The sequence below is a fragment of the Paenibacillus sp. SAFN-054 genome (assembly GCF_051966755.1).
GTDB lineage: Bacteria > Bacillota > Bacilli > Paenibacillales > Paenibacillaceae > Paenibacillus_AQ.
The window spans coordinates 2086298-2113157 of the sequence record NZ_JBQCKS010000001.1 but is presented as its reverse complement, the minus strand read 5'-3'; the positions used below and the strand labels follow the sequence as shown (position 1 = coordinate 2113157).

The window sequence follows — 26860 nt, the reverse complement described above, 5'->3', positions numbered from 1 at the left end:
GTTAAAATAGGAAGAATGAGAAACAATATGCATATGAATGATAAAAGACAGGTGTGGTGAAATGAAGCCTTTTATATATGATTTGAATCTGGATGACCTCCAGGAATGGGCCAAGGAGAACGGCGAGCCCGCATTTCGCGCGGGACAAATCTTCGACTGGCTCTATGTTAAAAGAGTTGACAACTTTCAGGAAATGACGAACCTTTCCAAAGAGCTCCGCCAAAAGCTGGAGGACCAGTTTGAGTTCGTGACCCTGAGCGAGATTACGAAGCTGGAGTCAAAAGACGGAACTGTCAAGTTTCTATTCGGTCTTCATGACGACCATGCCATCGAAACGGTAATCATGAAGCACAGCTACGGAAACAGCATCTGCGTGACAACGCAGGTAGGCTGCCGCATCGGCTGCACGTTCTGCGCATCTACCCTTGGCGGATTGAAGCGCAACCTGACGGCAGGCGAGATCGTCGCGCAGGTAGTTCAGGCACAGAAGATTCTCGATGAAAAGGGAGAGCGCGTCAGCAGCATCGTTATCATGGGCTCCGGGGAGCCATTTGAAAACTATGAGGCGACGATGAAGTTCCTCCGCATCATGATTCATGAAAAAGGACTGAACATCGGCCAGCGGCACATCACCGTCTCGACCAGCGGCATCGTGCCGAATATTTACAAGTTCGCCAACGAGGATACCCAGATCAACCTGGCGATCTCCATCCACGCGCCAAACGATATGCTGCGTTCCAAGCTGATGCCGGTAAACCGCCGATATCCTTTTGAAGACGTGATGGAGGCGCTGCGTTTCTATCTGGCCAAGACGGGCCGCCGGATTACCTTCGAATACGCCTTGATCGGCGGGGTAAATGATCAGGTGGAGCATGCGGCCGAACTGGCAAGCGTTCTGAAGGACATGCTCTGCCATGTCAATTTGATTCCGGTGAACCATGTGCCTGAACGCAAGTACGTTCGCACATCGCGCAATGATATTTTCAAGTTTCAGAAAGTACTCGCAGAAAACGGCGTGAACGTGACGATCCGCCGTGAACAAGGCCACGATATCGCGGCTGCATGCGGACAACTGCGTGCCAAGCATATGGAGTTGAGGTGAGAGAAACTTGATCAAAACAGTTCATGCGAGTAATATCGGACGTGTTCGTTCGGTAAACGAGGACTCGGTCTGGATCGGACAGCTGCCGCATGGTTATACCATCGGCATCGTTGCTGACGGTATGGGCGGCCATCAGGCCGGCGATACCGCGAGCAGGCTTGCCGTGGATACGATTGCGGGAGACCTGTCCGCTTTGGAAGAGGGCGTATCCGCCGAGGGGCTGAGCGCTGCTGTAAGTGATGCCATACTGCATGCCAATGATGTTATCTACAGCGAAGCATCCAAAAACGAGAAGTATCACAACATGGGAACGACGGTTGAGGTGCTGCTGCTGCATGACGATTCCGGTATTATCGGACATATCGGCGACAGCCGGGCTTATAAAATCGTGAATGGCGAAGCCATTCAGCTTACGGAAGACCACACGCTTGTCAATGAGCTGTTTAAAAGCGGCCAGATCAGCCTCGAGGAAATGAAAACCCATCCGCGCCGCAATGTGATCATGCGCGCTTTGGGCACGGATCCCGAGGTGTCTGTCGATCTGTATCCTGTCACACTATCTGCCGGGGAAGTACTCCTTTTGTGCAGCGATGGACTCAGCAGTCTGGTTAGCGGCGAGCATATCGCCCAAATATCCGGAATGCAGGATGTTCCGCTGAATGAAAGGGCGGACCGACTTCTGCAGCTGGCACTTCTCGCCGGAGGCGATGACAACATTACCGTCGCCCTGTTTGAACTTCAAGACGAAGTCGCCGGGCAAAGTATAAAGGAGTGGGATTCATGATCGGACACGAATTGGGCGGCCGGTATGAAATTATTGAACGAATCGGCGGCGGCGGAATGGCTCTTGTCTACAAGGCCCATGATTTGCTGCTAGGCCGTAATGTGGCCGTCAAGGTGCTGCGCCAGCAGTTTGTGCACGATGAGGAGTTTATTCGCCGTTTCCGCCGTGAGGCACAATCGGCTGCTTCGCTTTCGCACCCGAACGTTGTCAGCATATATGATGTGGGCCAGGAAGACGAAGTGCATTATATCGTCATGGAATACGTCGAAGGACATAACCTGAACGAGATCATCAAGGAGCGGGCACCGCTGCAGGTGGATGAGGCGGTAAGGATCGCATCCCAGATTTGCGATGCGCTGGATCACGCCCATCAAAACCAGATTATTCACAGGGACATCAAACCCCATAACATTCTGATCGGACGCAATGGCAGAGTCAAGGTAACGGATTTCGGGATTGCCCGTGCCGTCACTTCGACGACGATCACCCAGACGGGTTCCGTTGTAGGCTCCGTGCATTATTTCTCGCCGGAACATGCCAAGGGCGTGGTGACGGGTGAGAAATCGGATTTATATTCTCTTGGAATCGTATTGTATCAAATGCTGACGGCGCGTCTGCCGTTTCTTGGGGAGAGCCCGATCAGCGTTGCGCTAAAGCATCTGCAGGAGGAATTCGAAGAGCCCCGCGAAGTGAACCCGCTGATTCCTCAAAGCGTGGAAAATATTATTCTCAAATCGATGCGCAAAAATCCGCAGGAGCGTTATCAAAGCGCAAAGGAAATGCTTCATGACCTTGAAACCTGCCTGCTGCCGGAGCGCCGAAATGAAAGCAAGATGGACTTCACGGATCTGGACGATGAGGATCGGACCCGTGTCATACCCGCCATCAAGCCGCAGCATATCGGAGCAAGTCCTTCGCGCTCCCGCCCTGCATCCGTCATGGAGGAAGAGAAGCGGGAGGAGCGTCCTTCCGCGGCCGAGAAGCCGAAAAAGTCCAAGGGACGCCCTGTACTATGGATCAGCTTGACCCTGGTGCTTCTGCTGGCTATGGGTGGCCTGGCTTGGTACGTCAATCATGCGCTCACGGTTCCGGACGTTAAGGTGCCGGGAGTGATCAATAAGACAGAGGACGTAGCACGCTCACAGCTTACTGCGCTTGGCCTTGTCGTAGATGACAACGTCATTCGCCAGTATAAGGAAGGCTTTGCAGAAGGGGTCGTTTTTGCCCAGAGCAAGGAAGAGGGGACCGAGGTCAAGAAAGGCTCGATCATCCAGCTTTCCGTCAGCATTCCAAAGCCGAAGAAGCCCATGCCGGATGTCAAAGGCGACACTTACGAGGCAGCAGTGAAGAAATTAGTGGCTGCTGGATTTAAAGAGGACAACATTCAGCAAGGCGACCCGCAATTCAGCGATAAGCCGGCGAATGAGGTCATTTCGCAGGATCCGGGAGCTAACACGGAAGTGGATCCGGCGGTAGATAAGGTCACCCTGACGGTCAGCAAAGGTCCGGAGCAGGTGAAGATGCCGAACCTGATTGATCTGACGCAAGATAAAGCAGTGCAGAAGCTTAAGGCGAACGGCTTCACCGCTGAGCCTATTATTGAGCAGGAAGCCAGCTATACGGTTGAGAAGGGCAAAGTCATCGGGCAGTGGCCTTATGATCCAGGCGCGACGGATGCCGATCCGGGCAAGGCGATCGAATTGACCGTTTCCTCAGGCTATCCGAAGGAGGCGCTCAAATATACGTTCAACCTGCCGGTGGCTCCGGCTATCGAGGGGCAGAACAGCAAGATCAGCATTGAATACAGCGATGCGCGTACCAGCGGCGAACGCAAGGCATGGGGGACGAAGACCGTGAATACAATCCAGGTATTCCCTGTGGATTTGGTTCTTTCGCCAACGGTGAACGGGATCGTGACGGTCAAGCGGGACGGACAGATCTTTGATACCTACACCGTTACCTATGAAGATGCTAAGAATGGCACGGTGTCTACGCCTACCATTACTCCTCCGGATAACGGCGGCGACCAAGGGTCGCAGGAGGATGAAGGGGACGGAAACGGCGAAGACAATGAAGAAACGACCGGCATGAAGGGTCCCGGCAACGGGAACGGACATGGCAATCCGGGTAAAGGCAAGGGCAAGAATAAGGACACCGAAAATGTCATTTACAAACAAGACCATTAAAGGTTCCTGGGTTTGCCAAGGGACCTGTCGGGAGAAAGTGAGGCCTTTCATGTATGCCTGAAGGAGTGATCGTGAAGGCGTTAAGCGGATATTACTACGTTAAACCATTGGTCAACGGAATGGCGGCGTCTGGAGAAAAGGACGCTGTCCAATGCAGAGCGCGCGGCATTTTCAAGAAAAAGGGCGTGACGCCTCTCGTTGGAGACCATATCGTCTATTCCCATACGGAGAACGGAGAAGGCATGGTGGATGAAATTCTGCCGCGCCGCTCCGAGCTCATCCGTCCTCCGGTAGCCAATGTGGACCTGGCTGTACTCGTGTTCTCGGTGCGCGAACCGGATTTGAACCTGCAGCTCCTGGACAAGTTTCTTGTTCATATCGAGCACTCGGGACTCGATACCGTGATCTGTCTGACAAAACAGGACCTTTTGTCCGATAAGCCGGACGCAGAGGATCCTGTGATGCAGGTTAAAGCGCTGTATGAACAAATCGGATACCAGGTCATTATTTCAAGCTCACGCTTAGGGCTGGGAACGGATCTGCTGAAGGAAAGATTGAAGGGCCAAATCAGTGTCTTTTCCGGTCAATCCGGGGTAGGCAAGTCTTCGCTGCTGAACCGGCTCGTGCCGGGTCTTACGCTCGAGACGAGCGCAATCAGCATGAGGCTGGGCCGAGGCAAGCATACGACGCGCCATGTGGAGCTGATTGAGCTGGACGAAGGGGGCTTTGTAGCCGACACCCCAGGCTTCAGCCAGCTGGATTTTCTGGAGCTTGGGGTGGAGGAGCTCTCGACATGCTTCAGGGACTTTGCCTCTTTTGCTGAGCAGTGCAAATTCAGGGGATGCAGCCATACCCATGAACCGGGCTGTAAAGTGAGAGAAGCCGTGGAAGAGGGCAAGATCGCAACGAGCCGCTATGAGCACTATGTGCTGTTCTTAACGGAAATGAAAGATAAAAAGCGGAGGTATTAACGACAATGATTAAAATAGCGCCATCGATATTGTCAGCGGATTTTGCCCAGCTTGGGCAGGAAATCTCGATTGTGGATAAGGGCGGAGCGGATTGGATTCATGTGGACGTGATGGACGGGCATTTCGTGCCGAACATTACGCTCGGGCCGCCGATCGTCAGTGCGATCAAGCCGCATACGGGCCTGCCCCTGGACGTGCATCTGATGATCGAGCAGCCGGAACGGTATATCGCCGATTTTGCCAAAGCCGGCGCCGACCTGATTACGGTTCACGCGGAAGCCTGCACCCACCTGCACCGGGTCATCCATATGATCAAGGAGCATGGGGTAAAAGCGGGTGTAGCCATTAACCCGGCGACGCCTGCCGCGGCGATCCGCGAGGTTCTGGAGGATGTCGACCTGGTGCTGGTCATGACGGTAAACCCGGGCTTTGGCGGACAAGCATTCATTCCGCGTACGATCCATAAAATCCGTGAAATCAGGCAGTGGCTGAACGAGGCGTCTCTTTTCGACGTTCATATCGAAGTGGACGGCGGGATTACGAGCGAGACGGCACCTCTGGTCGCCAAAGCAGGAGCGGATGTACTGGTTGCCGGCAGCGCCGTGTTCGGTCAAAAGGATCGCGAGGCGGCCATGACGGCCATTCGCAGCAGTGTTGCAAATTCATAAATATATTGGGCGGGCTTCACTTGTCTGCCTGAGTCATAGGCAGCGCAGTTTGCGCATACATTGGTTACATGAGCAAGGTTCTCATGTAACCTTTTTTTGTCCGTTTTCTGCAGCAAACTAAGATCAGGCATACCATACGTGATGACATGAGAATGATGGGGAGGGTGGAATGGAATATGAAATTTTACACATTTAAGCTGCCAAAGTTTTTGGGAGGATTCGTAAAAGCCATTTTAAACACATTTCATAAAAGCTGAATACTCCTTATGGTATGCCGCTTCAATAAAAAATACCTCTGGCACAAGGCGGCATGAAACTCACCGAACAGGACCAAAGGCATTAAAAAAGCACCTGCTGATAACAAGGTGCTTTTTGCTTATATGCTATTCTTAAGATATAATCTTCCGCAAGGCATGCGGTCTTTCTTCTCTGTAAGTAAAGCGATATAAGTTAGCCTACTATACGCGGGTAACTTTACCAGCTTTGAGCGCACGAGTGCTCACATAAACGCGCTTTGGTTTGCCGTCAACAAGAATACGAACTTTTTGCACGTTCACACCCCAAGAACGACGGTTACGGTTGTTAGCGTGGGATACGTGGTTACCGCTTCCTGGCTTCTTGCCAGTTACATAACATTTGCGAGACATAGATTACACCTCCTTGTTCCAAACACCTGCATAAAACAATACTTGTATATAATATCACAGCAAAAAATGCTTCGTCAACCATCGCGCAAAAACATTTATTTATCCTGCTTCTTATAGTACAATGATGAATAGCCCATACTGGATTAAGATGGGTTGATCATAGCCAAATATAAAGATATCGCAAAATACGATTTAGAACGCAAGTGGCGAAACGTAAACGTATATGATACGTATGTATAAGGACGCCAGTGGCTTTGGGATCAAGCTAGGAAGGGGATTTATCATTGAGTAAGCGTTCTTTGAATGGGACAGATTTTACCGCTATGGTATTAGCCGGGGCGGAGCAGCTGCAGCAGCATGCTGAACATGTCAATTCCTTAAATGTATTCCCGGTACCGGATGGTGACACGGGAACGAACATGAACTTAACAATGAGTGCAGGTGTGACTGAATTAAAACGAAATAATTCCGAATCGATTGGGCACAGCGCAGGCGTTTTGTCCAAAGGATTGCTGATGGGTGCGCGCGGTAACTCCGGCGTGATTACGTCACAGCTGTTCCGGGGATTCGGACGCTATGCGGCGCCTTACAGTGAACTGAATGCAATGCAGTTCGCCGCAGCGCTTCAGACAGGTGTGGATGCTGCGTATAAAGCCGTGGTCAAGCCGGTCGAAGGCACAATTCTGACCGTGGCCAAAGAGGCTGCGAAGCATGCGGTCTTTTATGCAAGACGAACGAATGACATTACCGAACTCATGGAGCAGGTGCTGTTTAAAGCGCAGGAGACGCTCTCCCAGACGCCTGATATGCTGCCTGTACTGAAGCAGGTCGGTGTGGTGGATTCAGGGGGACAGGGGCTTGTGTATATCTATGAAGGCTTCCTGGGCTACCTGCAAGGGATGCACGCTTCGCCTGAGCCAGCGGTGCAGCCGTCGGCAAGACAAGCGTATGCCGTGAACCATCAGGAGACGGCGTCTGCAGCAGTAACGGCATCTCCGGCAGCGGCTTTTGCGGATCGGCCGGAGCTTGCGCAGTCCAAAATCGAAACCGAAGATATTGAGTTTTTATATGATATGGAATTTTTTATTAACCGGCAACTTGGCGGCCTGGCTGCAGTGCATTTTGATGAGGATCAGTTCAGGAAAGCGTTATCAATGAACGGAGATTCTATCATTATCATTGCAGATGATGAGCTCATCAAGGTGCATGTTCACTCCAAGGCTCCGGGGGAAGTTCTGAATCTTGCGCTTCGTTACGGTGAAATTACGCAGATTCATATTCTGAATATGCGCGAGCAGCATCGGGACCTTTTGACCACAGGGCTCGATATTGCGCCTATGCCTGACACTTTTGCTGAAATGCCTGTCGATCCGGTCGATCATTCTCGCGAGCAGGCACCGGCGACCCCGCCGGCGGATGAGCTGGCGCCTTACGGCTTTATCGCCGTGGCTTCGGGTCAAGGCATTGCCGATATTTTCAAAAGCTTAGGTGTTGATGTGGTGCTGTCGGGCGGACAAACCATGAATCCGAGCACTGAAGATTTCGTCAATGCCATCGGGTCCATTTCGGCGCAGCATGTCTATATTTTACCGAACAACTCCAACATCGTGCTGGCTGCCCAGCAAGCGGGCGAACTGCTTGAAGGCGAGCGCAGCGTGACCGTGATTCCGAGCAAGAGCATTCCTCAAGGCATCGCTGCGGCGTTTGCCTTCTCCGAGGAAGAGACGGTGGAGATGAATTCCGGCAGCATGCTGGATGCGATCGCGCGGATTAAATCCGGGCAGGTGACTTACGCGGTGCGCGATACCCAGATTGATCAGCTGGACATTAAGGCGGGCCAATACATCGGCATCGAAAATTCGAAAATCGTGACCGCCGCAGAGGGGCTGTTGGCTGCTTGTCAGGAGCTGTTGTCCAAAATGCTTGTGAGCGGCGATGAGATCGTGACGGTCCTTGCGGGCGACGAAACCCAAAACGAGATGACCGCAGAGCTCGCCGACTGGCTTGGAGTGAACTACCCGAACGCTGAAGTGGAAGTGCATCAAGGCGGACAGCCGGTGTACTATTATATTTTTTCTGTTGAATCCTAGTGTTATAAATTAAGAAGTGTTGCTAAAGGAGGCCACTCGCATGACTCATGCGGTTATAGTGACGGACAGCACCGCTGACATACCGGAAGAGCTGGTCAGTAAATATGATATTCATGTCGTACCTCTTCGCTTGATGTTCGGTGAAGAAACTTTTCAGGATGGCGTGGATATTTCGGCTGAAGTGTTCTATAAACGGCTTGTCCAGTCGGAGCAGCTGCCAACGACGTCGCAGGCTTCCCCTGCCGATTATATGCATGTATATGAGAATATTATGACCCTGCATCCCGGCAGCCCGATTATTTCCATTCATATCTCGTCGGGCCTCAGCGGTACGTATCAATCAGCCGTTCTTGCCAAATCGCTGATGGAGGATCCGCCCGAAATTACGGTCGTGGATTCCAAATCGGCTTCGTACGGCTTCGGTCTGCTGGTCGTGCATGCAGCCCGGCTCGCGGCCGAGGGCAAAAGCGCGGATGAAATTCTTGCATCCGTGGAGCAAATGCGCCAGCAGCGGAAGCTTTATTTTCTCGTGGATACGCTGGAATATTTGCAAAAAGGGGGACGGATCGGCAAAGCGGCAGCCGTGATCGGTAACCTGCTGAACATTAAACCGATTCTGTCCATTGATGAAGAAGGCATTATTTATGCAGTGGAAAAGGTCAGGGGCCGCAAAAAGGCCATTGCCCGCATGATCGAACGTTTTCAACAGGATTTGGGCGAGGTTCACCATATTAACGTGGCAGTAGGCCATACGGCTGACCCGGCTTCGGCCGATCCGGTACTGGAAGAGCTCTCCAGGCATTACAGCCTCGGCGAAGTCGTTCTACCCAATGTCGGTCCGGTCGTCGGCACTCATGTCGGACCCGGGACTTTGGCCGTGTTTGTATGGCCGGCTTAAAAAATGAGGGATGGAAATGAGTCATAGTTTGGATCAAATTTCAATCCGTCAGGTGCGCGGCGTGAGTGCTCTCAAAGAAGGGGAGCTTCACGCCTTTGGCATCTTTACGGTCAAAGATTTGCTGGAGTATTATCCTTTTCGGTATGAGGATTACCGCCTGCGTTCGCTCAGCGAAGTGAAGGACGGTGACAAAATTACCGTTCAGGCCAAAATTATGGGTATTCCGGTGCTTCAGCGCTATGGGGGAAAATCAAGACTGAGCTGCAAGATGATGGCTGAACAGTGGATGTTTACCGCCACCTGGTTCAACCGGCATTTCTTGCGTGAGCAGCTGACTAGCGGCAGAGAAATCGTTCTGGTCGGCAAATGGGATCAGCGCAGAATGCAGCTGACCGTGTCCGAATCGGAATTTCCGGACCAAGGAGCATGGCGAAGCGGAACCCTGCAGCCCGTGTACTCCGTTGGCGGGAAAATCACGCAGACCTGGATGCGCAAAACTATGGGACAGGCCTTGATGCAGTATGGGGAAATGATTCCGGAAATCCTGCCACAGAGCCTTATGCAGAAATATCATTTGATGCCCCGCAAGCAGGCGATTGCAACGATCCATCAGCCGCAGGATACGCGGGAAGGACAGCAGGGCCGCGAACGGATGGTGTATGAGGAGCTGTTTCTGTTTCAGCTGAAAATGCAGGCGTATCGTGCGCTGAACCGCCGCCGGATGGATGGTATCGTCCATACCGTGGATAATAAAACGATGAGGGAATTCGTGCGGAGCCTGCCCTTTGAGCTGACGGATGCGCAGAAGAGAGTAGAGCTCGAGATTTTGCAGGATATGCGTTCTCCGTATTGTATGAACCGGCTGCTGCAAGGGGATGTCGGCTCCGGCAAAACCGTGCTTGCTGCCATTGCTTTGTATGGTGCGGTGCGTTCCGGCTTCCAGGGTGCTTTGATGGTTCCTACTGAGATACTGGCCGAGCAGCACATGCGCTCCCTGCAGAAGCTGTTCGAGCCATTCGGCATCTCGGTAGCCCTCCTGACGGGGAGTGTCAACGGACGCAAACGGAAGGATTTACTGGCATCGCTTCAGATGGGCATGATCGATATCGTAGTAGGAACGCATGCCTTGATTCAGGAGGATGTATTTTTCCGCCAGCTGGGGCTTGTCGTGACAGATGAGCAGCATCGGTTTGGAGTCAACCAGCGCAGCGTTCTGCGACGAAAGGGCTACAATCCGGATGTGCTGACGATGACAGCTACCCCGATTCCGCGGACGCTCGCCATTACGGCATTCGGCGACATGGATGTATCCACGTTGTCCGAACGTCCGAAAGGACGCATTCCGATCACGACATATTGGGTCAAGCATGACATGATGGAACGTGTGCTTGGCTTTATTTCCAAGGAAATAGACCAGGGAAGACAGGCTTATCTGATCTGTCCATTAATCGAAGAATCCGAGAAGCTGGATGTTCAGAATGCGATTGACCTGCATATCCAGATGCAGCAGGCTTTTCCGCACTATCGTGTCGGCTTGCTGCATGGACGCATGACGCCGGCCGAGAAGGAAGAGGTCATGCGGGCTTTCAATGAAAATGAAGTGCAGCTCTTGGTATCCACGACGGTCGTCGAAGTCGGCGTGGACGTGCCTAATGCGACGCTCATGGTCATTATGGATGCGGATCGCTTTGGCCTTTCCCAGCTCCATCAGCTTCGCGGCCGGGTTGGACGCGGACAGCATGCCTCCTACTGCGTGCTGATTGCCGATCCGAAATCGGAAGTGGGCCAGGAACGCATGAACGTCATGACGGAGACGGATGACGGATTTGAAGTGTCCCGCCGGGATTTGGATCTCCGTGGCCCGGGAGACTTCTTCGGGACGAAGCAAAGCGGACTTCCCGAGTTCCGGTTAGCCGATATGGTGAGCGATTTCGCCGTGTTGGAGAAGGCTCGGGATGATGCTTCGCAGCTCGTGGGGGAAAGCGAGTTCTGGACCTCGCCCGCATATGCCGGGCTAAGGGATTACCTTCAGCAGGAACAGATTTTTCAGGGAGATTTGGTAGATTAGGCACATGGGACAGGCACCCCGTCATATACTTAGTTGAATTGGAATTTGACGGGAGGTGCCATTGTTTTGGGTTATCAGCAGTATGGAATCAGTCCTGCGCTAGTGGCTAGAATCAAGCAAAAAATGAAAAATCCTGCGACCAAGGAACGGATCAAGGGAATCATCGAAGGGGTCAGCAAGTTCGATCTTCAGGATCCGGCAAAGGTTCAGCACCTTGTCAAATCGGCAGCGGGCGTGTTGAAGGAGCCGTTATCGCAGGCGGAAGAGCAGCAGATCGTGCGTTTTGTGGTGGCTCAGCGGATTGATCCGAATAATACATTTCATTTAATCAAGCTTTGGGGCATGTTCCGTTAAACAGGCGGGATGAGCAATAAAGAAGGAAAGGACCTTCAAGGAGCGTACCGGTTCGGTATGTTCCGGGAAGGCCTTTTTTTGTGAAGAAAGCCTGCATAGTTCGCTCTGTCCCGGTTAAAAATAATACAGGTGGTAAGAAAGCCGTTGTGAAAAAATGCTGCTGCCGGAGCCATACGGTCTGTTGGCTTGGAACCGCAGCCGTTCGTTCTGATTGCACGGTGCCGACTCGTTTTGTGTTACATTCATTATTATTTTACTGGAGGTCTTAGACATGAAGAAAATGATGCTACTTGGGTTCACGCTGCTGCTCGTATTTGCACTCAGCGCTTGCGGCAGCAAGACGGATAACAATGCGGATAACAACGCGGGGAATAACGCATCTAACAATGCGGGCAATAACGGTGGGACAAGCGGCGGTGCCGGCGGAACACAGGAGATTAAAGTGACTGCGACCAATTTCCAGTTCGAGCCTGCCGAAATTAGAGTTAAAAAAGGCGATAAGGTCAAAATTACGCTTGTCAATAAAGAAGGCGCTCACGGCATTGAAATCCCTGACTTTAAAGTTAACCTGCAGCAGGAAGGTTCTGCTGAATTCACGGCTGACAAGGCCGGAGAACATGAATTCCACTGCTCCGTCATGTGCGGTGCCGGCCATGATAACATGGTAGGCAAAATTATTGTAGAATAACTGTCTCTTCGCAAATCCAGCGTTAAGGGCAATAAAAAATACCGCCTGCAGCCTCTACATTCGAGGACAGGCGGTATTTTCTTATAGTTCAACCGGTCAGGAACTCTTCTCGATACAGAGGGGAGTATCATTCTTAACCGAGTTGACGGTGCTGCTTACCGGGTAGGCTTCCATTTCGTCAGCCGGATACGGAATCAGCAGCTGCTGAAGCTCTTTGGTATCGGCGGCTCCCCGCTGCACCCAGCGCAGCTCGTCCTCCGGCCGTAAAATGACCGGCATGCGGTCATGAATGGGCTCCATCAGCGAATTGGGGCGGGTGGTAATGACGGTGCATGTCGCAAGCCTACTGCCGTCTTCCCGGACCCAGATGTCGTACAGGCCGGCCATGCTGAACAGCTCGGAGCTTTTCAGCTTGATCCGGTAGGGACGCTTCCCGCTTCCCGTCTGCTGCCATTCATAAAAGCCGTCTGCCGGAATCAGGCAGCGCTTCCGCTCAAAAGGAAGCCTGTATGCCGGCTTCTGAGCAAGCGTTTCGCTGCGTGCATTGATCATCCGGCTGCCCATGCTGCTGTCTTTGGCCCAGGACGGGACCAGTCCCCACCTCAGCTCCCCGAGCCGGAGACGGCTTCCGTCATGGATAATGGATAGAACCATTTGCGTCGGCGCAATATTATACTGCGGACGGTGATAGGGCACGGAATGGCCGGGATCCAGCTCATACCGCAGCATCAGCTCTTCCAGGGATACAATCAGCGTGAAACGTCCGCACATACGGCACATCAGCCCTCCTTCTTGGCTGCCGCTCTCATCCATCAAAGGGAATAGACAGCCTTGTTATCCCCAGTGTAACGCTATATGCCGTTTTCCGCCACTGCGCCGACGATCTGGCGAAGCGGGATCCACACAGGTCCTTCTTCGTCATCATGCCCTTTCCAGCGAATCATCCGCCGAGCGGCATCGATTCGCAGCACACGCCCCGTAAGCCGGATATCTGCGGGTTCATCAAAGAGCGTAATGGTTACCGATGAACCGTCGTGCATGGCTTCCGCCATCGTTCTTGCCATTTCTTCCTGTGCCTGCGGGTCAAGGAGCGGCGGCTTGCGGTGTACCAAATGCTGCTGATGCTGAATGTAAGCTTCCCGGTGCTCGGGCAGCATCATGCGGGACGATTCGAACAAGCCGTTTCCTTGCAATTTTTTCGTCATTTATAGTGACCTCCAATCCGAAGCGAGCGTTCCTGCGCCTGAGCGGAATCCTGAAGCGAAGAGGCGCGGAGAATGGCGGTTTCGCCAAAGCGGCGCTTGATGCCGTCCGTGGCACGTTCCAGCTCCCGCTTGCGGTCGCGATCCCCGAACAGCGTCAACTGCACGAGGGAATCCGGACTGAGATCGGATAGGGAAATGCCGATTCTGCGGACCGGCAGGCCGTTCCAGTGGCGGCGGAACAGCAGGCAGGCGGCGTCATAAATCTCATCGGTAATGTTCGTGGGGTCCGAAAGCTTCATTTGCCGGGAAAAGCCGGTGGGGCGGTCATAATCCGCCCCCTGGCAGCCGACGCTGACCACAAAGCCCATGAGTCCTTTTTCCCGGCAGCGGCGTCCGACCTGCTCGCACAGCTCCAGCAGAACGACGCGGATCTCTTCCCAGTCCGTATAATCGCGCGGAAGCGTCATCTGGTGGCCCACGCCTTTCTGCTGCTGCAGCTGGCTGTGGGGCGTAACCGGGGAAGAGTCCATGCCGCGGGCAATGCGCCACAGCACCTCGCCGTTCACGCCCCAACGTTCCGTCAGCCGGGGCAGGGGCGTTCTCGCCAGATCTCCGATCGTATGAATCCCCATCTTATACAGATGGCGCGTCATCCGCGAGCCGACCATAAACATCTCATGAACGGGCTTCTCCCACAACGTTTTCTCGAGGTCTTCCCGATTCAGGGTGTAGATGCCGTCTGCATTCTTTTTGGCATAAATATCGCAGGCCATTTTGCTTAGGACCTTGCAATCGCTGATGCCCACCCGCACGTACACGCCGGTTTCATACATGACCCGGTGCTGGATTCGGCGGGCGATTTCATTCGGACTGCCGAATAAGGCAAGACTGCCGGTCACATCCAGGTGCTGCTCGTCAATGCTGTATGGCTCCACCAGATCCGTGAAGGATTGCAGAATTTCCGTGATGTGCAGGGATACCCGGATGTACTCCGCCATGCGCGGGCGGACGACGATCAGATCCGGGCACTTGCGGAGCGCATCTCCGAGACGCTCCGCCGTCGTGACCCCGAACTTCTTGGCGAGCGGGCAGGCGGCCAGAATAATGCCCGAGCGCCGGGCCGGATCTCCGGATACGACTAAAGGCTTGCCATCGTACTCGGGATGGGCTGCCTTCTCCACGCTGGCGTAAAACGACTGGCAGTCGGCCAGCATAATGACACGTTTTTTGGTCTGAACCATGGGACTCGCTCCTTATCATTCGTCAGTGGCAGGAACACATGTTCTTATTTTATAAGAATAACGGAGAAATATTCGATTATCAACCGGAATTATTTGCAAGGCGGGCTGCTTACCCGTTTGACTTGTCAGGAAAGTTCGCCATTGTTCCTAGTTATAAAGGAGCGGAATCGGGCCGGAGCAGGACCATGAAATAACCGGATAGTCATACCAGTTATATCCATATATATCCAGTAATAAATCAGTTTGGGACCGGTAGTCCCGTCCGGGACTCTCTCCTTATTTTTAAAAAAATGCGATTTTGCAAAAACCTTGTAGTGATGCGGTTTTTCGCTAATGCTTTGTCGGACTATAGTATCAATTTTGTAATCTTTATGGATAAAGATGTTAAAACGACCACAACTTTAGCAATTATTCGACGTATACATAACCAGTTGTCGCTTCGGCCAAGGAAAGATACAGCTGCTTAGCTATCGATGCAGACGTCAGTGCCGGAGGAAAGGCAGCTGCCGTTTTTTTCGTTCCGGCAAAACCGGAGTAGGTCGCCAGGTTCTGAAAATTCCTTCCAGCAGCCTAGTTTACAGATTGGCAATGTTCGTTAAATAATTAATTTATGACAAAAAAAATGAAAAGTGCCGGGCCAAAGCAAGGCCAAGCCAAATTGAGGTGAGAACTTACAGGCGATGATCAAACGTAGAACACTATTCATCTGGATCGCAGCAGCCGCCGTTCTCATTGCCGGAGGAACGGTCGTAGGGTTTACGGCAAGCCATTCTCCGGTGACGGCATATAAGGATCAAGATGGGACCCAGTTCACATTTAAGACCCAGGGCGACCGCTTTATGAAATATGGCAAGGACGGAAACTGGAAGGAAATGTTTGTGAAGGGCGTCAATCTGGGAGCTACGGTGCCTGGGCATTTTCCGGGCGAACTACCCGCTACCGAGGAGGACTATCTGCGCTGGTTCAAGCAGATCGATGAAATGGGGGCTAACGTAATCCGTGTATACACGGTGCATCAGCCGGTATTTTATTCGGCGCTTGTGAAGTACAACAAGGATAAGCAAGGCGACCCATTGTATTTCATGCAGGGCATCTGGTCCCCGGAGGAAGAACTGATCGAGCGTCAGGACGCCTATGCGGAAGATATCAGCAAGCAGTTTAAAGCAGAAATACAGAAGGCTGTCGCGGCCGTGTACGGCGATGTCACCGTACCGGAGAAGCAGGGAGCTTCTAGCGGCGAGTATACCGCGAACGCAGGCAAATATTTGATGGCTTGGCATGTCGGAACCGAATGGGATCCGGAAATGGTCAAGAATACCAATAAGAAGCATGCGGACGTTCCGGTATACAAGGGAACTTATTTCTCGGGCTCCAAGGACGCCTCGCCGTTCGAAAGCTGGCTGGCCGGATTGCTTGACTATACGGCGCAGCAGGAGAAGAATTATGGCTGGGAGCACCCGGTGACATTTACAAACTGGGTAACGACTGATGTGCTCAACCATCCCGGGGAACCGCTGTTTGAAGAGGATATGGTGAGCGTGGATGCCAGACATGTTCAGCCAACCGGCTGGAAGGGCGGATATTTTGCCGCATATCATGTCTATCCGTATTACCCGGATTTCTTCCGGACCGACTCCACGCTGCAGACCATCAAGGACAAGCAGGGGGAGTTCAACACTTACAAAGCTTATCTGCAGCAGCTGAAGGCCAAGTTCAAGGATATGCCGATTATGGTTACCGAATACGGGGTGCCATCTTCCGTGGGTGTTTCTCACTTTGGCGCCGGCGGCAAGGACCAAGGCGGGCATAATGAGCAGGAGCAGGGAGCGATCGACGCTTCGCTCACGCAGGATATTTATGACGAAGGTTATGCCGGGGCCATCTTGTTCATGTGGCAGGATGAATGGTTCAAAAAGACCTGGAATACGATGCCGTTTGAAATTCCGGCTGACCGCCGCGCTTACTGGATCAATGTGTTGACGAACGAAAAACTGTTTGGCGTGCTCGGCATGCTTCCCGGCAAGGAAAAACAGATCACGATCGACGGCAATCTCAGCGATTGGGACGGATTGGCACAGGGAGAGGTCAAGCCATGGCAGGGACGGGTTCCGGGCATCCGGGACATGCGGATCACGCATGACGAAGGATACCTGTACCTCGGGATCCGGTTGGACAAGAACTTTGATCCGAAGACCTCGAAGCTGTATATCGGAGCGGACACGATTGCGGGAGGAAATGAGCCATCCGCAGCACAGCTGCCGGGCAAAAAGCTGGAAGGCGGCGCGCCGGAGGCCTTGATCGAAATCGGGAAGGACGAGGAAACCCAGGTGGAAATTGCGGCCGACTATGATTTTCATACCCGGCTGTACGGCAAGGAAGGGTTCTGGATGCTGCCTGAGCCGAAAGAGGGGCAGGATACTCCGTTCCATCCGTGGAAGCTTGCGATCAGCCTGCAGATGAATCCACCGGATACGCGATTCGCACATCCGTTTATCGACAAAACGATAGGAACATTGAAAAGGGGGACAACGGACCGCAGCAAGGCCCAGTTCGACTCCTTGACTTCTTGGCAGTACAGCGGTGATGCGATAGAGATGCGCATTCCGTGGATGCTGCTCGGGTTTTCCGACCCCAGCTCGCTGCAGGTGATCGACTACAGTCCGCTGAAGGAAGGCCGTGCGTTCAGCTCGGTCAAAACGGACGGCATCCGGCTGATTCCCTGGCTTGTGGAGCAGGGAGGAAGCAAGGTGAGTTGGCCGGGTGGAACGGCCGCTACCTTGAACATCAATGATATGGTTCCATACAGCTGGAAACCGTGGGACACGGTTCAATACAGCGAGCAGCTGAAGCAAAGCTATTACGCGATGAAAGACGTATACAGCCAGATGGAATGAATATACATCCGTGGATAGGATGAACACAATCAGAGAAGGGTTTTGGCAGCATTCGCCAAAGACAGGAAAAGCGAATGCTGCGAAAGTCCGAAAGGAGGAAACTGCAAAGATGTTCTCGCATTTAATCGTTGCATATACGTTCATTTATATATGCCTCGGGCTGATCGGCCTTGGAATTATCCTTCTGTTTCAGATGAAAATATCGCATAACAAGGAACAGCAGCGCAGAGAGATGTATGAGCAAAAGCATCATGATTACTTCATGTACCTCCAGACTCACCTGGAGGAGGAAGGGGCTTTGAGGCTTCCTCCGGGGAAGCTGAAGCCGCTTGAACGCAGGGTGATTCAGGATAAATACATGGAATGGATCGAGCAGTTCAAGGGAGATTATCGCTTCCGGCTGATTCAGCTGTGCCGGGACGCGGGCTTCGTGGAAGCAGATATGAAGGCACTCGGCAGCTTGCGTTACGGTCGCAGACTGGAGGCTGCATACCGCCTTGGGGGGATGCGTGCTCCGGAAGCGGTGCCGGCGCTGCTCAAGATGCTGCAAAAAGGCAGATACAACTCCTTATCGATCATTATCGCCCGTTCGATCGCCAAGAGCGCGAAAAAACCCGAAGACGTGCTCGAAATGCTTCGCATCCTGCTGTCGCATGGCAAGCCGATCCACCATTTGGCGGCGGATGTCATGCTGGAAACAGGTCTCGATGCCAGCAGCCTTCTGATGAAGCTGCTTGACGATCCGGATCCGGCGCTCGTCAAGGTCGGACTCGTGGCGATGTGGGGACAAGCCGTTCCCGAGGTCATGCCTGTGCTGGGCCGGCTGGTCGGCTCCGAGGAGAAGGATGTTCGCGCAGAGGCGGTCAAGCTGTATCTCAGCTCGAACCCTGCGCTTAAGGATGAGACCATCGTCCAGCTGATGAGCGACCGCAACTGGGAAGTGCGGGCAGCCGCAGCCAAGGCTCTCGGGCCGCTGCATGCCGCGGGAAGCATTCCGCTTCTGGTGAGAGCTCTGCAGGACGCCAACTGGAAGGTACGCCACAACAGTGCCGAGAGCCTTGCCGCTCTGGGCGAGGCCGGATTCGAGGCGCTGTGCGAGGCTGCGCTTAGCGGAGCCGGAATTCAGCGTGAGGCCGCGCTGCAGCGCATTGAGCTCGTGATGGAAATGGAGCGTGAACACAGCGCAATCGAGCAGATGGTGGCCTACAACAAAAAACGGCTGATTCACGACCGTTATTTCGGAGTGAAAAAACAGCCGGTTGCCCGGGTAACCGGCGTAGCCGCGGTAGGAGGGGATTACACTGCTTAGAGAGACATTGCTTTGGTACGGTATGATCGCCATTTACTACGTCATGATCGTCAACATTTTGTACTTCGCGATCATGGGCTTGTCGTACCGCAACATTTTAACGATCTTTAGAAGGTCCAAGTATTCCAGCTACAATACGCTTTCCGGCTCCGAGCTGGTGCCATCGGTATCCCTGCTGGTTCCGGCCTATAATGAAGAGCTGACGATCATCGAGAACGTGCACTGCCTCATGACGCTGAATTATCCGACCTACGAGGTCATCGTGATCAATGACGGATCAAGCGACAAAACGCTCCCGGTACTGATTAAGGAATTCGGGCTCGAGCGGATGACGAATCCGGAAATCCGGGGAACCATCGACACGAATAACGTGAGAGGCATTTACCATAATCCCGATTATCCACAGCTGTTTATTATAGATAAAGACAACGGAGGCAAGGCGGATTCGCTGAATGCCGGCATCAACTTCTCGCATTACCCGCTCATTTCCTCCATCGACGCGGATTCGCTTCTGGAGAAGGACGCCCTGATCCGGATGGCCCGCATGTACATGGAGAATCCGGAGGAGATGGTGGCTATCGGCGGCGATGTCCGTATCGCGAACGGCTGCCTCATCGAGAACGGGGCGGTGAAGAAGGTGTCACTGCCGCGCAAAATATGGCCGATGTTCCAGTCCATCGAATATTTGAAGGCATTTCTCGGCGGACGGATCGGCTGGAGCCATATGAATGGTTTGGTCATCGTATCCGGGGCATTCGGACTGTTCCGCAAGGATTACGTCATTGCCGTCGGGGGCTACCGCGGCGGGTATCCGGGGGAGGACATGAATATTATCATCAAGCTCCACCGTTATATGCTCAGCCATAAGCTGCCGTACAAAGTGGCCTTTTGCCCGGAGGCGGTGTGCTGGACCCAAGCCCCGGACACGTACAAAATCATTTCCAACCAGCGGATGCGCTGGGGCCGGGGAAATCTCAAGAACATGATTGAGAACCGGGGGATGCTGTTTAACCCGAAATACAAGGTCATGGGCATGATTACGATGCCGTACAACGTATTGTTCGAAACGTTCAACCCTTATTTTAGAATCACGGGCCTGTTGGCTCTGCTAGGATATACGCTTTTGGATATGACGCATTGGCGCATACTGCTTACTTTCTTTCTTCTGAACTTCCTGAGCGGTTATCTGCTGAGCGTGGGCGCCATCATTCTCGAGGAAATCGCCTTCCGCAGGTTTAAAAAGCTATCCGATCTGTGGAAAATGCTGCTTTTCTCGGCACTCAAATTTGTCGGCTACCATCAGCTTGGCGTTCTGTGGCGCATACAAGGCCATATCCAGTACCTCCGAAAAAACAATTCCTGGGGTGCGATGACAAGACAAAGCTGGAAGGAAGAAAGCGAGACTGCCTAACTCGGCGTGATTCGCTGAATCAAATGTTCTATTATTCTTTGAAAGGTGGGAATTAATAATGCCGGAGTCCGTAACATTGCAGCGAGAACAGGGAGAAGGCTTGTATCACAATCTCGGAGAACGTCTCAAGGAGACCTCCCGGGAGCTCTGCGGAATGATGTTTCTGTATTGCAGCGTCAGCTCTCCACAGCTGGAAAGCCTGGTGCGAGACTTTCTGCAGCATGAATCCGGAATGGAATTTGAGGTGCTGAAGGACAGCTCCACGCAGACGCTGGCGATTTTACTGCCGGGAATGACGCTGGATGCGACCCATTATCAGGCGCTATTGCTTAAGCAGCATCTGATGGAAATGGTGGAGGGATCAGACCCGCGCATCACCCTGGCGGTGTTCCCGGGACAGGTTGATCCGACGCCGGGTGTCCTGAAGCAAATGGCCGAGTCGACGAGACTCAGCACATCATCGGATATTCATATTTTCACCAAAGAAGAAGCCATGCAGGAGCCGGGACGCATCCTTATCGTAGATAACGATGACACCATCCGGGAGTTTCTGACCATCCGCCTGAAAATGCAGGGCTTTGAAACCCTTGAGGCGCTTGACGGCACATCGGCTCTGGAGCTGATTGAGCAATGGGAGCCGGATCTCGTGCTGACAGAACTAAATCTGTACGGCATCGACGGACTGCCTTTCATTCATCAGATTCAGCAGCTGCCGGTGGAGAACACGCCGAAAATCGTCGTGCTCACGGAGCAGCGGGTAGAACGCACGATCAGTCAATGCTTCCAACACGGCGTTGATGACTACGTAACCAAACCTTTTTCTCCGGTCGAGCTGGATGCCCGAATTCACCGGTGTTTTCACTAAATGATCATTCGCTTTAAACGCATAACAAAAATTACATCATACGGAGGTTGAATGCTAGTGAATCACGAATATGAGCAACTGTTGAACGCAATTGAGGATAAAAAAGCAGTACTGGGTGTTGTCGGTTTGGGTTATGTCGGACTTCCGCTGGCCGTTGAAATGGTCAAGCAGGGCTTTACGGTTATCGGCATCGATGTGGATCCTTCCAAAATCGAGCAGATCTATCATGGCGATTCCTACATCACGGATATCTCTTCGGAGGAACTGAAAGCATGCGTGGCAAGCGGGCGCTTCAAGCCGACGACGGACTACAGCATGATCACGGTGATCGACGCGCTCAGCATCTGCGTACCGACTCCGCTCAGCGAGAACCAGGATCCGGACACTTCCTATATTACAAGCGTGGTCGACCAGATCAAGCTGCATATGAAAAAAGGACTGCTGATTACGCTGGAGAGCACCACGTATCCGGGAACGACTGAAGAGCTGATTCAGGATCAAATCGAGGCGCTGGGCTACCGCGTGGGCGAAGACTTCTTCCTGTGCTTCTCGCCGGAACGGGTGGATCCGTCCAACACCCGCTTCAATACGTTCAATACGCCGAAGGTTATCGGGGGAACGACCGAAGCATGCCTGACGCTCGGCACCGCCCTCTATTCGAAATACGTGGAAAGAGTCGTGCCCGTCACGTCGCCGAAAGTAGCGGAAATGTCGAAGCTGCTTGAAAATACGTTCCGCAGCGTCAACATCGCCTTCGTCAATGAAATGGCCATGATGTGCGACCGCATGGGCATCGACATCTGGGAAGTGATCGACGCGGCTGCGACGAAGCCATTCGGCTTCATGCCGTTCTATCCGGGGCCGGGAATCGGCGGCCACTGCATTCCGCTTGATCCGATGTATCTGTCCTGGAAAGCCAAAGGCTTCCGGTTCTACAGCAAGTTCATCGAGCTGGCGCAGTCGACGAATGACAATATGCCGTATTACGTGATCAGCAAAACGTCAACTATCCTGAACGAATACGCGAAGTCGATCAAAAAATCGAATATTCTGGTGCTTGGCATGGCCTACAAGCCGGACATCAGCGATCTTCGTGAATTTCCGGCGCTTGAGGTGTACGAGCTCTACAAAGAGAACGGAGCCAACGTGGAGTATTACGATCCGCATGCCGTAAGCTTCCGGGACAAGAACGGAGAAACGGTCTACAGTGTGGAATATGATCTTGCGAAGTTCAAGACCTATGACTGCATCGTCCTGACCACGAACCACAGCGGACTGGATTATGCTGAAATCGCGTCGATGGGCGTACCGATCCTCGATACGCGCAATGCGTTCAAGGAATTTAACGAGCCGCATATTTATAAAATCGGGCATTCGGTCCAGCACATCCTAGAGCCGAACATGGCTTTGATCGGTTAAGAATAAATAAAGGAGGCGGAGGATGGGAGAGCTGCTAACCAAAGCAAAAGCAATAGCAAAAGCGAAACCAAGCCTGCTGATAGTCCTGGTCCTGGTCATCTGCTGCTTGCTGCTCCTGCCCTTCCTTTTCAAATCCTCATCCATGGAAGAACACAAAGCAACTTGGCTGTGGGATGCGTCACTGATCGAGAATCCCGGTAAAGTGCTGGACTTCTGCAAGGAGCAGGGCGTAAACGTCATATTCTTGCAGATTCAAAAAAACGTGGATACAGATGAGTATAAGCGCTTCATCGCCACCGCCCATGCGGAGGATATTTCGGTGCATGCCCTGGATGGGCATCCGGAGTGGGCGTATCAGGAGCAGGACAAAGAAGCGAATCAATTCATTGATTGGGTTCTGGATTATAACGGCAAGGCCTCGCCGGAGGAACGGTTTACAGGCATCCAGCTGGATGTGGAGCCGTATCAGCTGAAACGCTGGGAGCGGGACCAAGCCGGTGTCGTGGATGAATGGAGCCGCAACATGGAGGCATGGACAGACAAAGGACGACAAGGCGGACTTTATATGAGCGCTGCGGTGCCGTTCTGGCTGGGCAAGGTCGAATCTGCAGGCAGCGAGAGCAACCTGAGCCGCTGGATGCTGAAACGATTCGACGCGCTGGCCGTCATGTCCTACCGTGACAGCGGTCAACAGATGGTCGATTTGTCCAAGGAGATGTTGAATGAAGCGGATGAGCTTGGCAAGTCCGTCTGGATCGGCATGGAGCTGGGAAATACGGAGGAAGGGGCACATCTGAGCTTCTTCGGCAAATCGCTGCCGGTTATGGAGAAAGAGATGGAACAGGTGTATCGCCTCAGCGATTCCTATGATTCCTTTGCCGGTCTGGCTATCCATCATTACGAGGCCTGGCATGAAAAGATCGCTGCGGCGGAGCCGGAGCGGGAGCAAAGCAGCATGAGCAATTGACATCAGGACATGAAAGGGCGTCTGTTGTGGGAGACCGCAGCAGGCGCCTTTTCGCGTCCATTCCGATATAAGTTCACGAAAAAGAAGGAATAGAGCCTGTATACCAATTTGATTATGTATGAATGAGCATATGGAACTAAAAATAGTAGGTCATTGGCACAAAAAAAGTTGTTATTTTACCTTAAAGCATCCCTAACTGGTATAAATTGTATTGAAACCGCTTTCTCTCTGAGATATAGTGAAAATTAATTAAGAGCTCTTAATTAATGTAATGACAGAAGTCAATCCGGAAAGCGGGTGTGTGTCAATCTGATGGATATCGATAGAGAACTGGCCAATCTGATCAGCGAACACATGACCGAATATGTCATCGCGTACACCAGATTCATGGACAATGAAGTTTCCGCCTCCCAGTACTACATCCTGCAGACGATTGCGCAGGAGGGGGCCAAGACAAGCTCGGAGCTGGCTTCCGTGCTCAAAGTTTCGCTTGCTGCGGTCACGAACCTGACGAATAAGCTTGAAAGCAAAGGATACGTGGAAAGGATCGTTATGCCGACCGATCGCCGTCATATTTTCATTCATATCACAAAAACCGGCCAATCGGTTGTCGATATGATGCAGGAGCGTCATCTCAAGCTGTGCGAATCCTTACAAACGATGTTCTCGGACGAAGAAAAAATGCGTCTAACAGAGGCTTACCGCAAAATGATTGATGCGATGAAACAGGAAGCCGGACCGATCTCCAAACAAGAGAAGGGCAGACAGGAAACAAAACCGGAAATGACCACTATGTAATTCGGAGGGGAAATATCGATGATAACGGTTAGACCAAAAGCCTGGGACCGGGAAGTCGACGTCGTCGTGCTTGGTACCGGCGGTGCTGCCATGAGCGCAGCCATTCTGGCGGCGGATCAAGGCGCCGAAGTGCTTATGCTTGAGAAGTCGAGTGAAATCGGGGGAACGACTGCTTTTTCGGGCGGGGTGCCTTGGATACCAATGAATCATTATGCAAGAGAGCTCGGCATTGAAGATTCCAAAGAGGAAGCGCTCACCTATCTGCGCCGTTTGACCGGAGGCAAAGAGCCTGATCCCGGACTGCTGGAAGTGTATGTGGACAACGCGCATCAGATGATTCAATACCTTCATGATCATACGCCTCTGCGTTTCGCCGTGCCCCGCGGATACGCGGATTACTTCGCAAATCTGCCTGGCGGTAAGCTCGAAGGCCGCTCGCTGGATCCGGTACCGTTCTCCCTGAATGAACTGCCGGAGGAGTGGCAGGACAAAATTCGCCGCCATCCGATTTTTCCGCCGCTTACGCTGGCCGAAGGCGGAGCCGTCGATGCTTCCCAGGTGGACTACAATATCATCGCGGAGCGGATGATGGCCAATATTGTTACGATGGGCCGTTCGCTCAGCGCATCGCTCTTCAAAGGGGTTCTGGACCGCGGCATTCAGGTGCTGCTGGAAACGCCGGGCAAGGAGCTGATCGTGAATGACGAGGGAGAAGTGATTGGCGTTCGTGCGGAGCAAAACGGCGAAAATGTGTACTATGGTGCACGCAAAGGGGTCGTCATCGCCACGGGCGGATTCGAATGGAACCAAGAGCTAGTGAAGACATTCCTCAAGGGTAACATCACGCACCCGATGACGCCGAAGTACAATGAGGGCGACGGATTGATCATGGCGATGGAAGTAGGCGCTGCGCTTGGAAACATGAGTGAAGCCTGGTGGTCTCCGACCTTGGTTGATCCAACCATCGAATATGAGGATCTGGTGTATAACCAAATCGCCAGCGGCCGCATGTCGCCAAACAGCATTATCGTCAACTCCCGAGCGGAGCGTTTTGTCAATGAAGGCGTTGCCTACAACGATATGCCGAGAGCAATGTTTACATATGACGTCGTCACCCAGACTTGGCCGAATGAAACGGCGTTCATGATCTTCGACAGCCAGCTCAAGGACCGGGAAATGGTGCTGACCATGTTCCCCGGCGAACAAATTCCGGACTGGGTCGACCATGCAGACAGCATCCACGACCTGGCGCTGCGGATCGGACTGGATCCGGATGCACTGGAAGCGACGATTGAGCGGTTTAATGCCCATGCCGAGCAGGGCAGCGATCCTGATTTTCACCGCGGAACGGCATATTTCGAATCGTTCCTCACCGGCGGCGGCAGCCCGGAAAAGAACATTGGCCCGATCAACAAGGCGCCATTCTTCGCGCTTCCAGTCTACTCCGGGTCCTTGGGAACGAGCGGCGGACCACGTATCGACCATAATGGACAAGTACAAAGCCTGCGGGGCAAGGCAATCGGCGGATTGTATTCGGCCGGGAATGCCTCCATGGGGGTCATGGGCCCTACCTATGCCGGAGCAGGAGGTACGATCGGACCTGCGCTGACATTCGGATACTTGGCAGGCAGAGCGGTAGGAAAAGCTCCGTCCCGCGATATTTCCGCAACCATCAAGCATGAAATGGCTTAAACCAGCGGGCACACGACAAATTTGATGAAGAATGGGAGTTTTGGAACATGCCACAGGGCGTACACACAATGGATCTGAACGTTCCGATTCAGGATGTATGGAACTTTGTAAGCGACATGAATCAATGGGCACCGCTGGTACCCGGCTACATGAACCATGAAATTATCAACGACAGAGAATCGACGTGGACCTTCAAGGGCGATATCGGCATCATGAAGAAAAAAGTCAGTCTCAAAATCGATATCACGGCTTGGATCGAGCCAAGCAAGGTAACCTTCAACCTTACCGGGATTAACGAAAATTTTGCCGGGGACGGATATTTCGAAGCCGAGGTGATCGATGCGGGCCATACCCGCATGACCGGCATGCTGGATATTACGGCCAAAGGGGCCATGGGCCCGATGATCAATGCCATCCTGAAAACCTTTGTTCCGAAAACGGCCGAAGAACTGGCAACCGCGATCGGCAACAAAATCGAAGAGACGGCAGTGGCTTAAATCATCGAACTTCGGATTGCTCCATAGCCTGAAAAAACATAGCCTTAATAGCTTAATAAAATAGTCTACTTAATAAAATAGCCTTAGATACGGAAATGAACTAAAC

General features: G+C 52.8%; 24 protein-coding genes. 20 read left to right on the top strand and 4 right to left on the bottom strand.

Going from position 1 to position 26860, the window contains the following annotated elements:
* Positions 1-61 precede the first annotated feature (61 nt).
* From rlmN to spoVM, 6 genes are all read left to right on the top strand, one after another.
* Positions 62-1102, top strand: a complete 1041-nt coding sequence (gene rlmN / locus ACTHPM_RS09625; RefSeq protein WP_440394952.1) for a 23S rRNA (adenine(2503)-C(2))-methyltransferase RlmN — start codon at positions 62-64, stop codon at positions 1100-1102.
* A gap of 7 nt (positions 1103-1109) precedes the next feature.
* Positions 1110-1886, top strand: coding sequence for a Stp1/IreP family PP2C-type Ser/Thr phosphatase (locus tag ACTHPM_RS09620; protein WP_440394951.1), 777 nt, complete (start codon positions 1110-1112; stop codon positions 1884-1886).
* Positions 1883-4072, top strand: coding sequence for a Stk1 family PASTA domain-containing Ser/Thr kinase (gene pknB, locus ACTHPM_RS09615; protein ID WP_440394950.1), 2190 nt, complete (start codon positions 1883-1885; stop codon positions 4070-4072). Before ACTHPM_RS09620 ends, pknB begins: the two co-directional genes overlap by 4 nt.
* A gap of 53 nt (positions 4073-4125) precedes the next feature.
* Positions 4126-5043 carry a ribosome small subunit-dependent GTPase A gene (gene rsgA / locus ACTHPM_RS09610; RefSeq protein WP_440394949.1) on the top strand — a complete coding sequence of 306 codons (918 nt, stop codon included), beginning with the start codon at positions 4126-4128 and terminating at the stop codon, positions 5041-5043.
* Between the two features lie 5 nt (positions 5044-5048).
* Positions 5049-5711 (top strand): ribulose-phosphate 3-epimerase, encoded by a 663-nt coding sequence (rpe, locus tag ACTHPM_RS09605; RefSeq protein WP_440394948.1) that lies wholly within the window; start codon positions 5049-5051, stop codon positions 5709-5711.
* A 176-nt stretch (positions 5712-5887) separates the two neighbouring features.
* Complete coding sequence (gene spoVM / locus ACTHPM_RS09600) at positions 5888-5968, top strand: stage V sporulation protein SpoVM (RefSeq protein ID WP_034273235.1); 81 nt, start codon at positions 5888-5890, stop codon at positions 5966-5968.
* 201 nt (positions 5969-6169) lie between these two features.
* Here the strand turns inward: spoVM and rpmB are convergent, their stop codons facing one another.
* Positions 6170-6358, bottom strand: coding sequence for a 50S ribosomal protein L28 (gene rpmB, locus ACTHPM_RS09595; RefSeq protein WP_047910965.1), 189 nt, complete (start codon positions 6356-6358; stop codon positions 6170-6172).
* A gap of 284 nt (positions 6359-6642) precedes the next feature.
* On the opposite strand from rpmB, the gene ACTHPM_RS09590 reads away from it, so the two are divergent.
* From ACTHPM_RS09590 to ACTHPM_RS09570, 5 genes are all read left to right on the top strand, one after another.
* Positions 6643-8448 carry a DAK2 domain-containing protein gene (locus tag ACTHPM_RS09590; protein WP_440394947.1) on the top strand — a complete coding sequence of 602 codons (1806 nt, stop codon included), beginning with the start codon at positions 6643-6645 and terminating at the stop codon, positions 8446-8448.
* Positions 8449-8488: 40 nt separating this feature from the next.
* The gene (locus ACTHPM_RS09585; RefSeq protein WP_440394946.1) at positions 8489-9346 is read left to right on the top strand and encodes a DegV family protein; all 858 of its coding nucleotides are present in this window, start codon (positions 8489-8491) and stop codon (positions 9344-9346) included.
* A gap of 16 nt (positions 9347-9362) precedes the next feature.
* Positions 9363-11414 (top strand): ATP-dependent DNA helicase RecG, encoded by a 2052-nt coding sequence (gene recG / locus ACTHPM_RS09580; protein WP_440394945.1) that lies wholly within the window; start codon positions 9363-9365, stop codon positions 11412-11414.
* Positions 11415-11480: 66 nt separating this feature from the next.
* Positions 11481-11768, top strand: a complete 288-nt coding sequence (locus tag ACTHPM_RS09575; RefSeq protein WP_440394944.1) for a stage VI sporulation protein F — start codon at positions 11481-11483, stop codon at positions 11766-11768.
* Between the two features lie 271 nt (positions 11769-12039).
* Positions 12040-12456, top strand: coding sequence for a cupredoxin domain-containing protein (locus ACTHPM_RS09570; protein ID WP_440394943.1), 417 nt, complete (start codon positions 12040-12042; stop codon positions 12454-12456).
* A 96-nt stretch (positions 12457-12552) separates the two neighbouring features.
* Here ACTHPM_RS09570 and ACTHPM_RS09565 read toward each other — a convergent pair whose 3' ends face one another.
* The 3 genes from ACTHPM_RS09565 to ACTHPM_RS09555 all read right to left on the bottom strand — a co-directional run bounded on the left by ACTHPM_RS09565 (position 12553) and on the right by ACTHPM_RS09555 (position 14902).
* A complete protein-coding gene (locus ACTHPM_RS09565) occupies positions 12553-13227 on the bottom strand; it encodes an SOS response-associated peptidase (protein ID WP_440394942.1) in 675 nt (224 codons plus the stop codon).
* 80 nt (positions 13228-13307) lie between these two features.
* Complete coding sequence (locus tag ACTHPM_RS09560; protein WP_440394941.1) at positions 13308-13661, bottom strand: YolD-like family protein; 354 nt, start codon at positions 13659-13661, stop codon at positions 13308-13310.
* Positions 13658-14902, bottom strand: a complete 1245-nt coding sequence (locus ACTHPM_RS09555) for a DNA polymerase IV (protein ID WP_440394940.1) — start codon at positions 14900-14902, stop codon at positions 13658-13660. The genes ACTHPM_RS09560 and ACTHPM_RS09555 overlap by 4 nt, the downstream gene beginning before the upstream one ends.
* Before the next feature lie 680 nt (positions 14903-15582).
* Here ACTHPM_RS09555 and ACTHPM_RS09550 point away from each other — a divergent pair.
* The 9 genes from ACTHPM_RS09550 to ACTHPM_RS09510 all read left to right on the top strand — a co-directional run bounded on the left by ACTHPM_RS09550 (position 15583) and on the right by ACTHPM_RS09510 (position 26754).
* Entirely contained in the window at positions 15583-17796 is a 2214-nt protein-coding gene (locus ACTHPM_RS09550) for a hypothetical protein (protein ID WP_440394939.1), read from the top strand.
* Positions 17797-17905: 109 nt separating this feature from the next.
* Positions 17906-19105 (top strand): HEAT repeat domain-containing protein, encoded by a 1200-nt coding sequence (locus tag ACTHPM_RS09545; protein WP_440394938.1) that lies wholly within the window; start codon positions 17906-17908, stop codon positions 19103-19105.
* A 43-nt stretch (positions 19106-19148) separates the two neighbouring features.
* Entirely contained in the window at positions 19149-20516 is a 1368-nt protein-coding gene (locus tag ACTHPM_RS09540; RefSeq protein ID WP_440395398.1) for a glycosyltransferase family 2 protein, read from the top strand.
* A gap of 58 nt (positions 20517-20574) precedes the next feature.
* Positions 20575-21381 (top strand): response regulator, encoded by an 807-nt coding sequence (locus tag ACTHPM_RS09535; protein ID WP_440394937.1) that lies wholly within the window; start codon positions 20575-20577, stop codon positions 21379-21381.
* 57 nt (positions 21382-21438) lie between these two features.
* Positions 21439-22800, top strand: coding sequence for a nucleotide sugar dehydrogenase (locus tag ACTHPM_RS09530; RefSeq protein WP_440421522.1), 1362 nt, complete (start codon positions 21439-21441; stop codon positions 22798-22800).
* Between the two features lie 22 nt (positions 22801-22822).
* Positions 22823-23767 carry a hypothetical protein gene (locus ACTHPM_RS09525; protein ID WP_440394935.1) on the top strand — a complete coding sequence of 315 codons (945 nt, stop codon included), beginning with the start codon at positions 22823-22825 and terminating at the stop codon, positions 23765-23767.
* A 312-nt stretch (positions 23768-24079) separates the two neighbouring features.
* A complete protein-coding gene (locus ACTHPM_RS09520) occupies positions 24080-24565 on the top strand; it encodes a MarR family winged helix-turn-helix transcriptional regulator (RefSeq protein ID WP_440394934.1) in 486 nt (161 codons plus the stop codon).
* Between the two features lie 18 nt (positions 24566-24583).
* Positions 24584-26257: an FAD-binding protein gene (locus tag ACTHPM_RS09515; RefSeq protein ID WP_440394933.1), complete on the top strand. Its 1674-nt coding sequence runs from the start codon at positions 24584-24586 to the stop codon at positions 26255-26257.
* Between the two features lie 47 nt (positions 26258-26304).
* Positions 26305-26754: a CoxG family protein gene (locus tag ACTHPM_RS09510; RefSeq protein ID WP_440394932.1), complete on the top strand. Its 450-nt coding sequence runs from the start codon at positions 26305-26307 to the stop codon at positions 26752-26754.
* Positions 26755-26860: the final 106 nt, after the last annotated feature.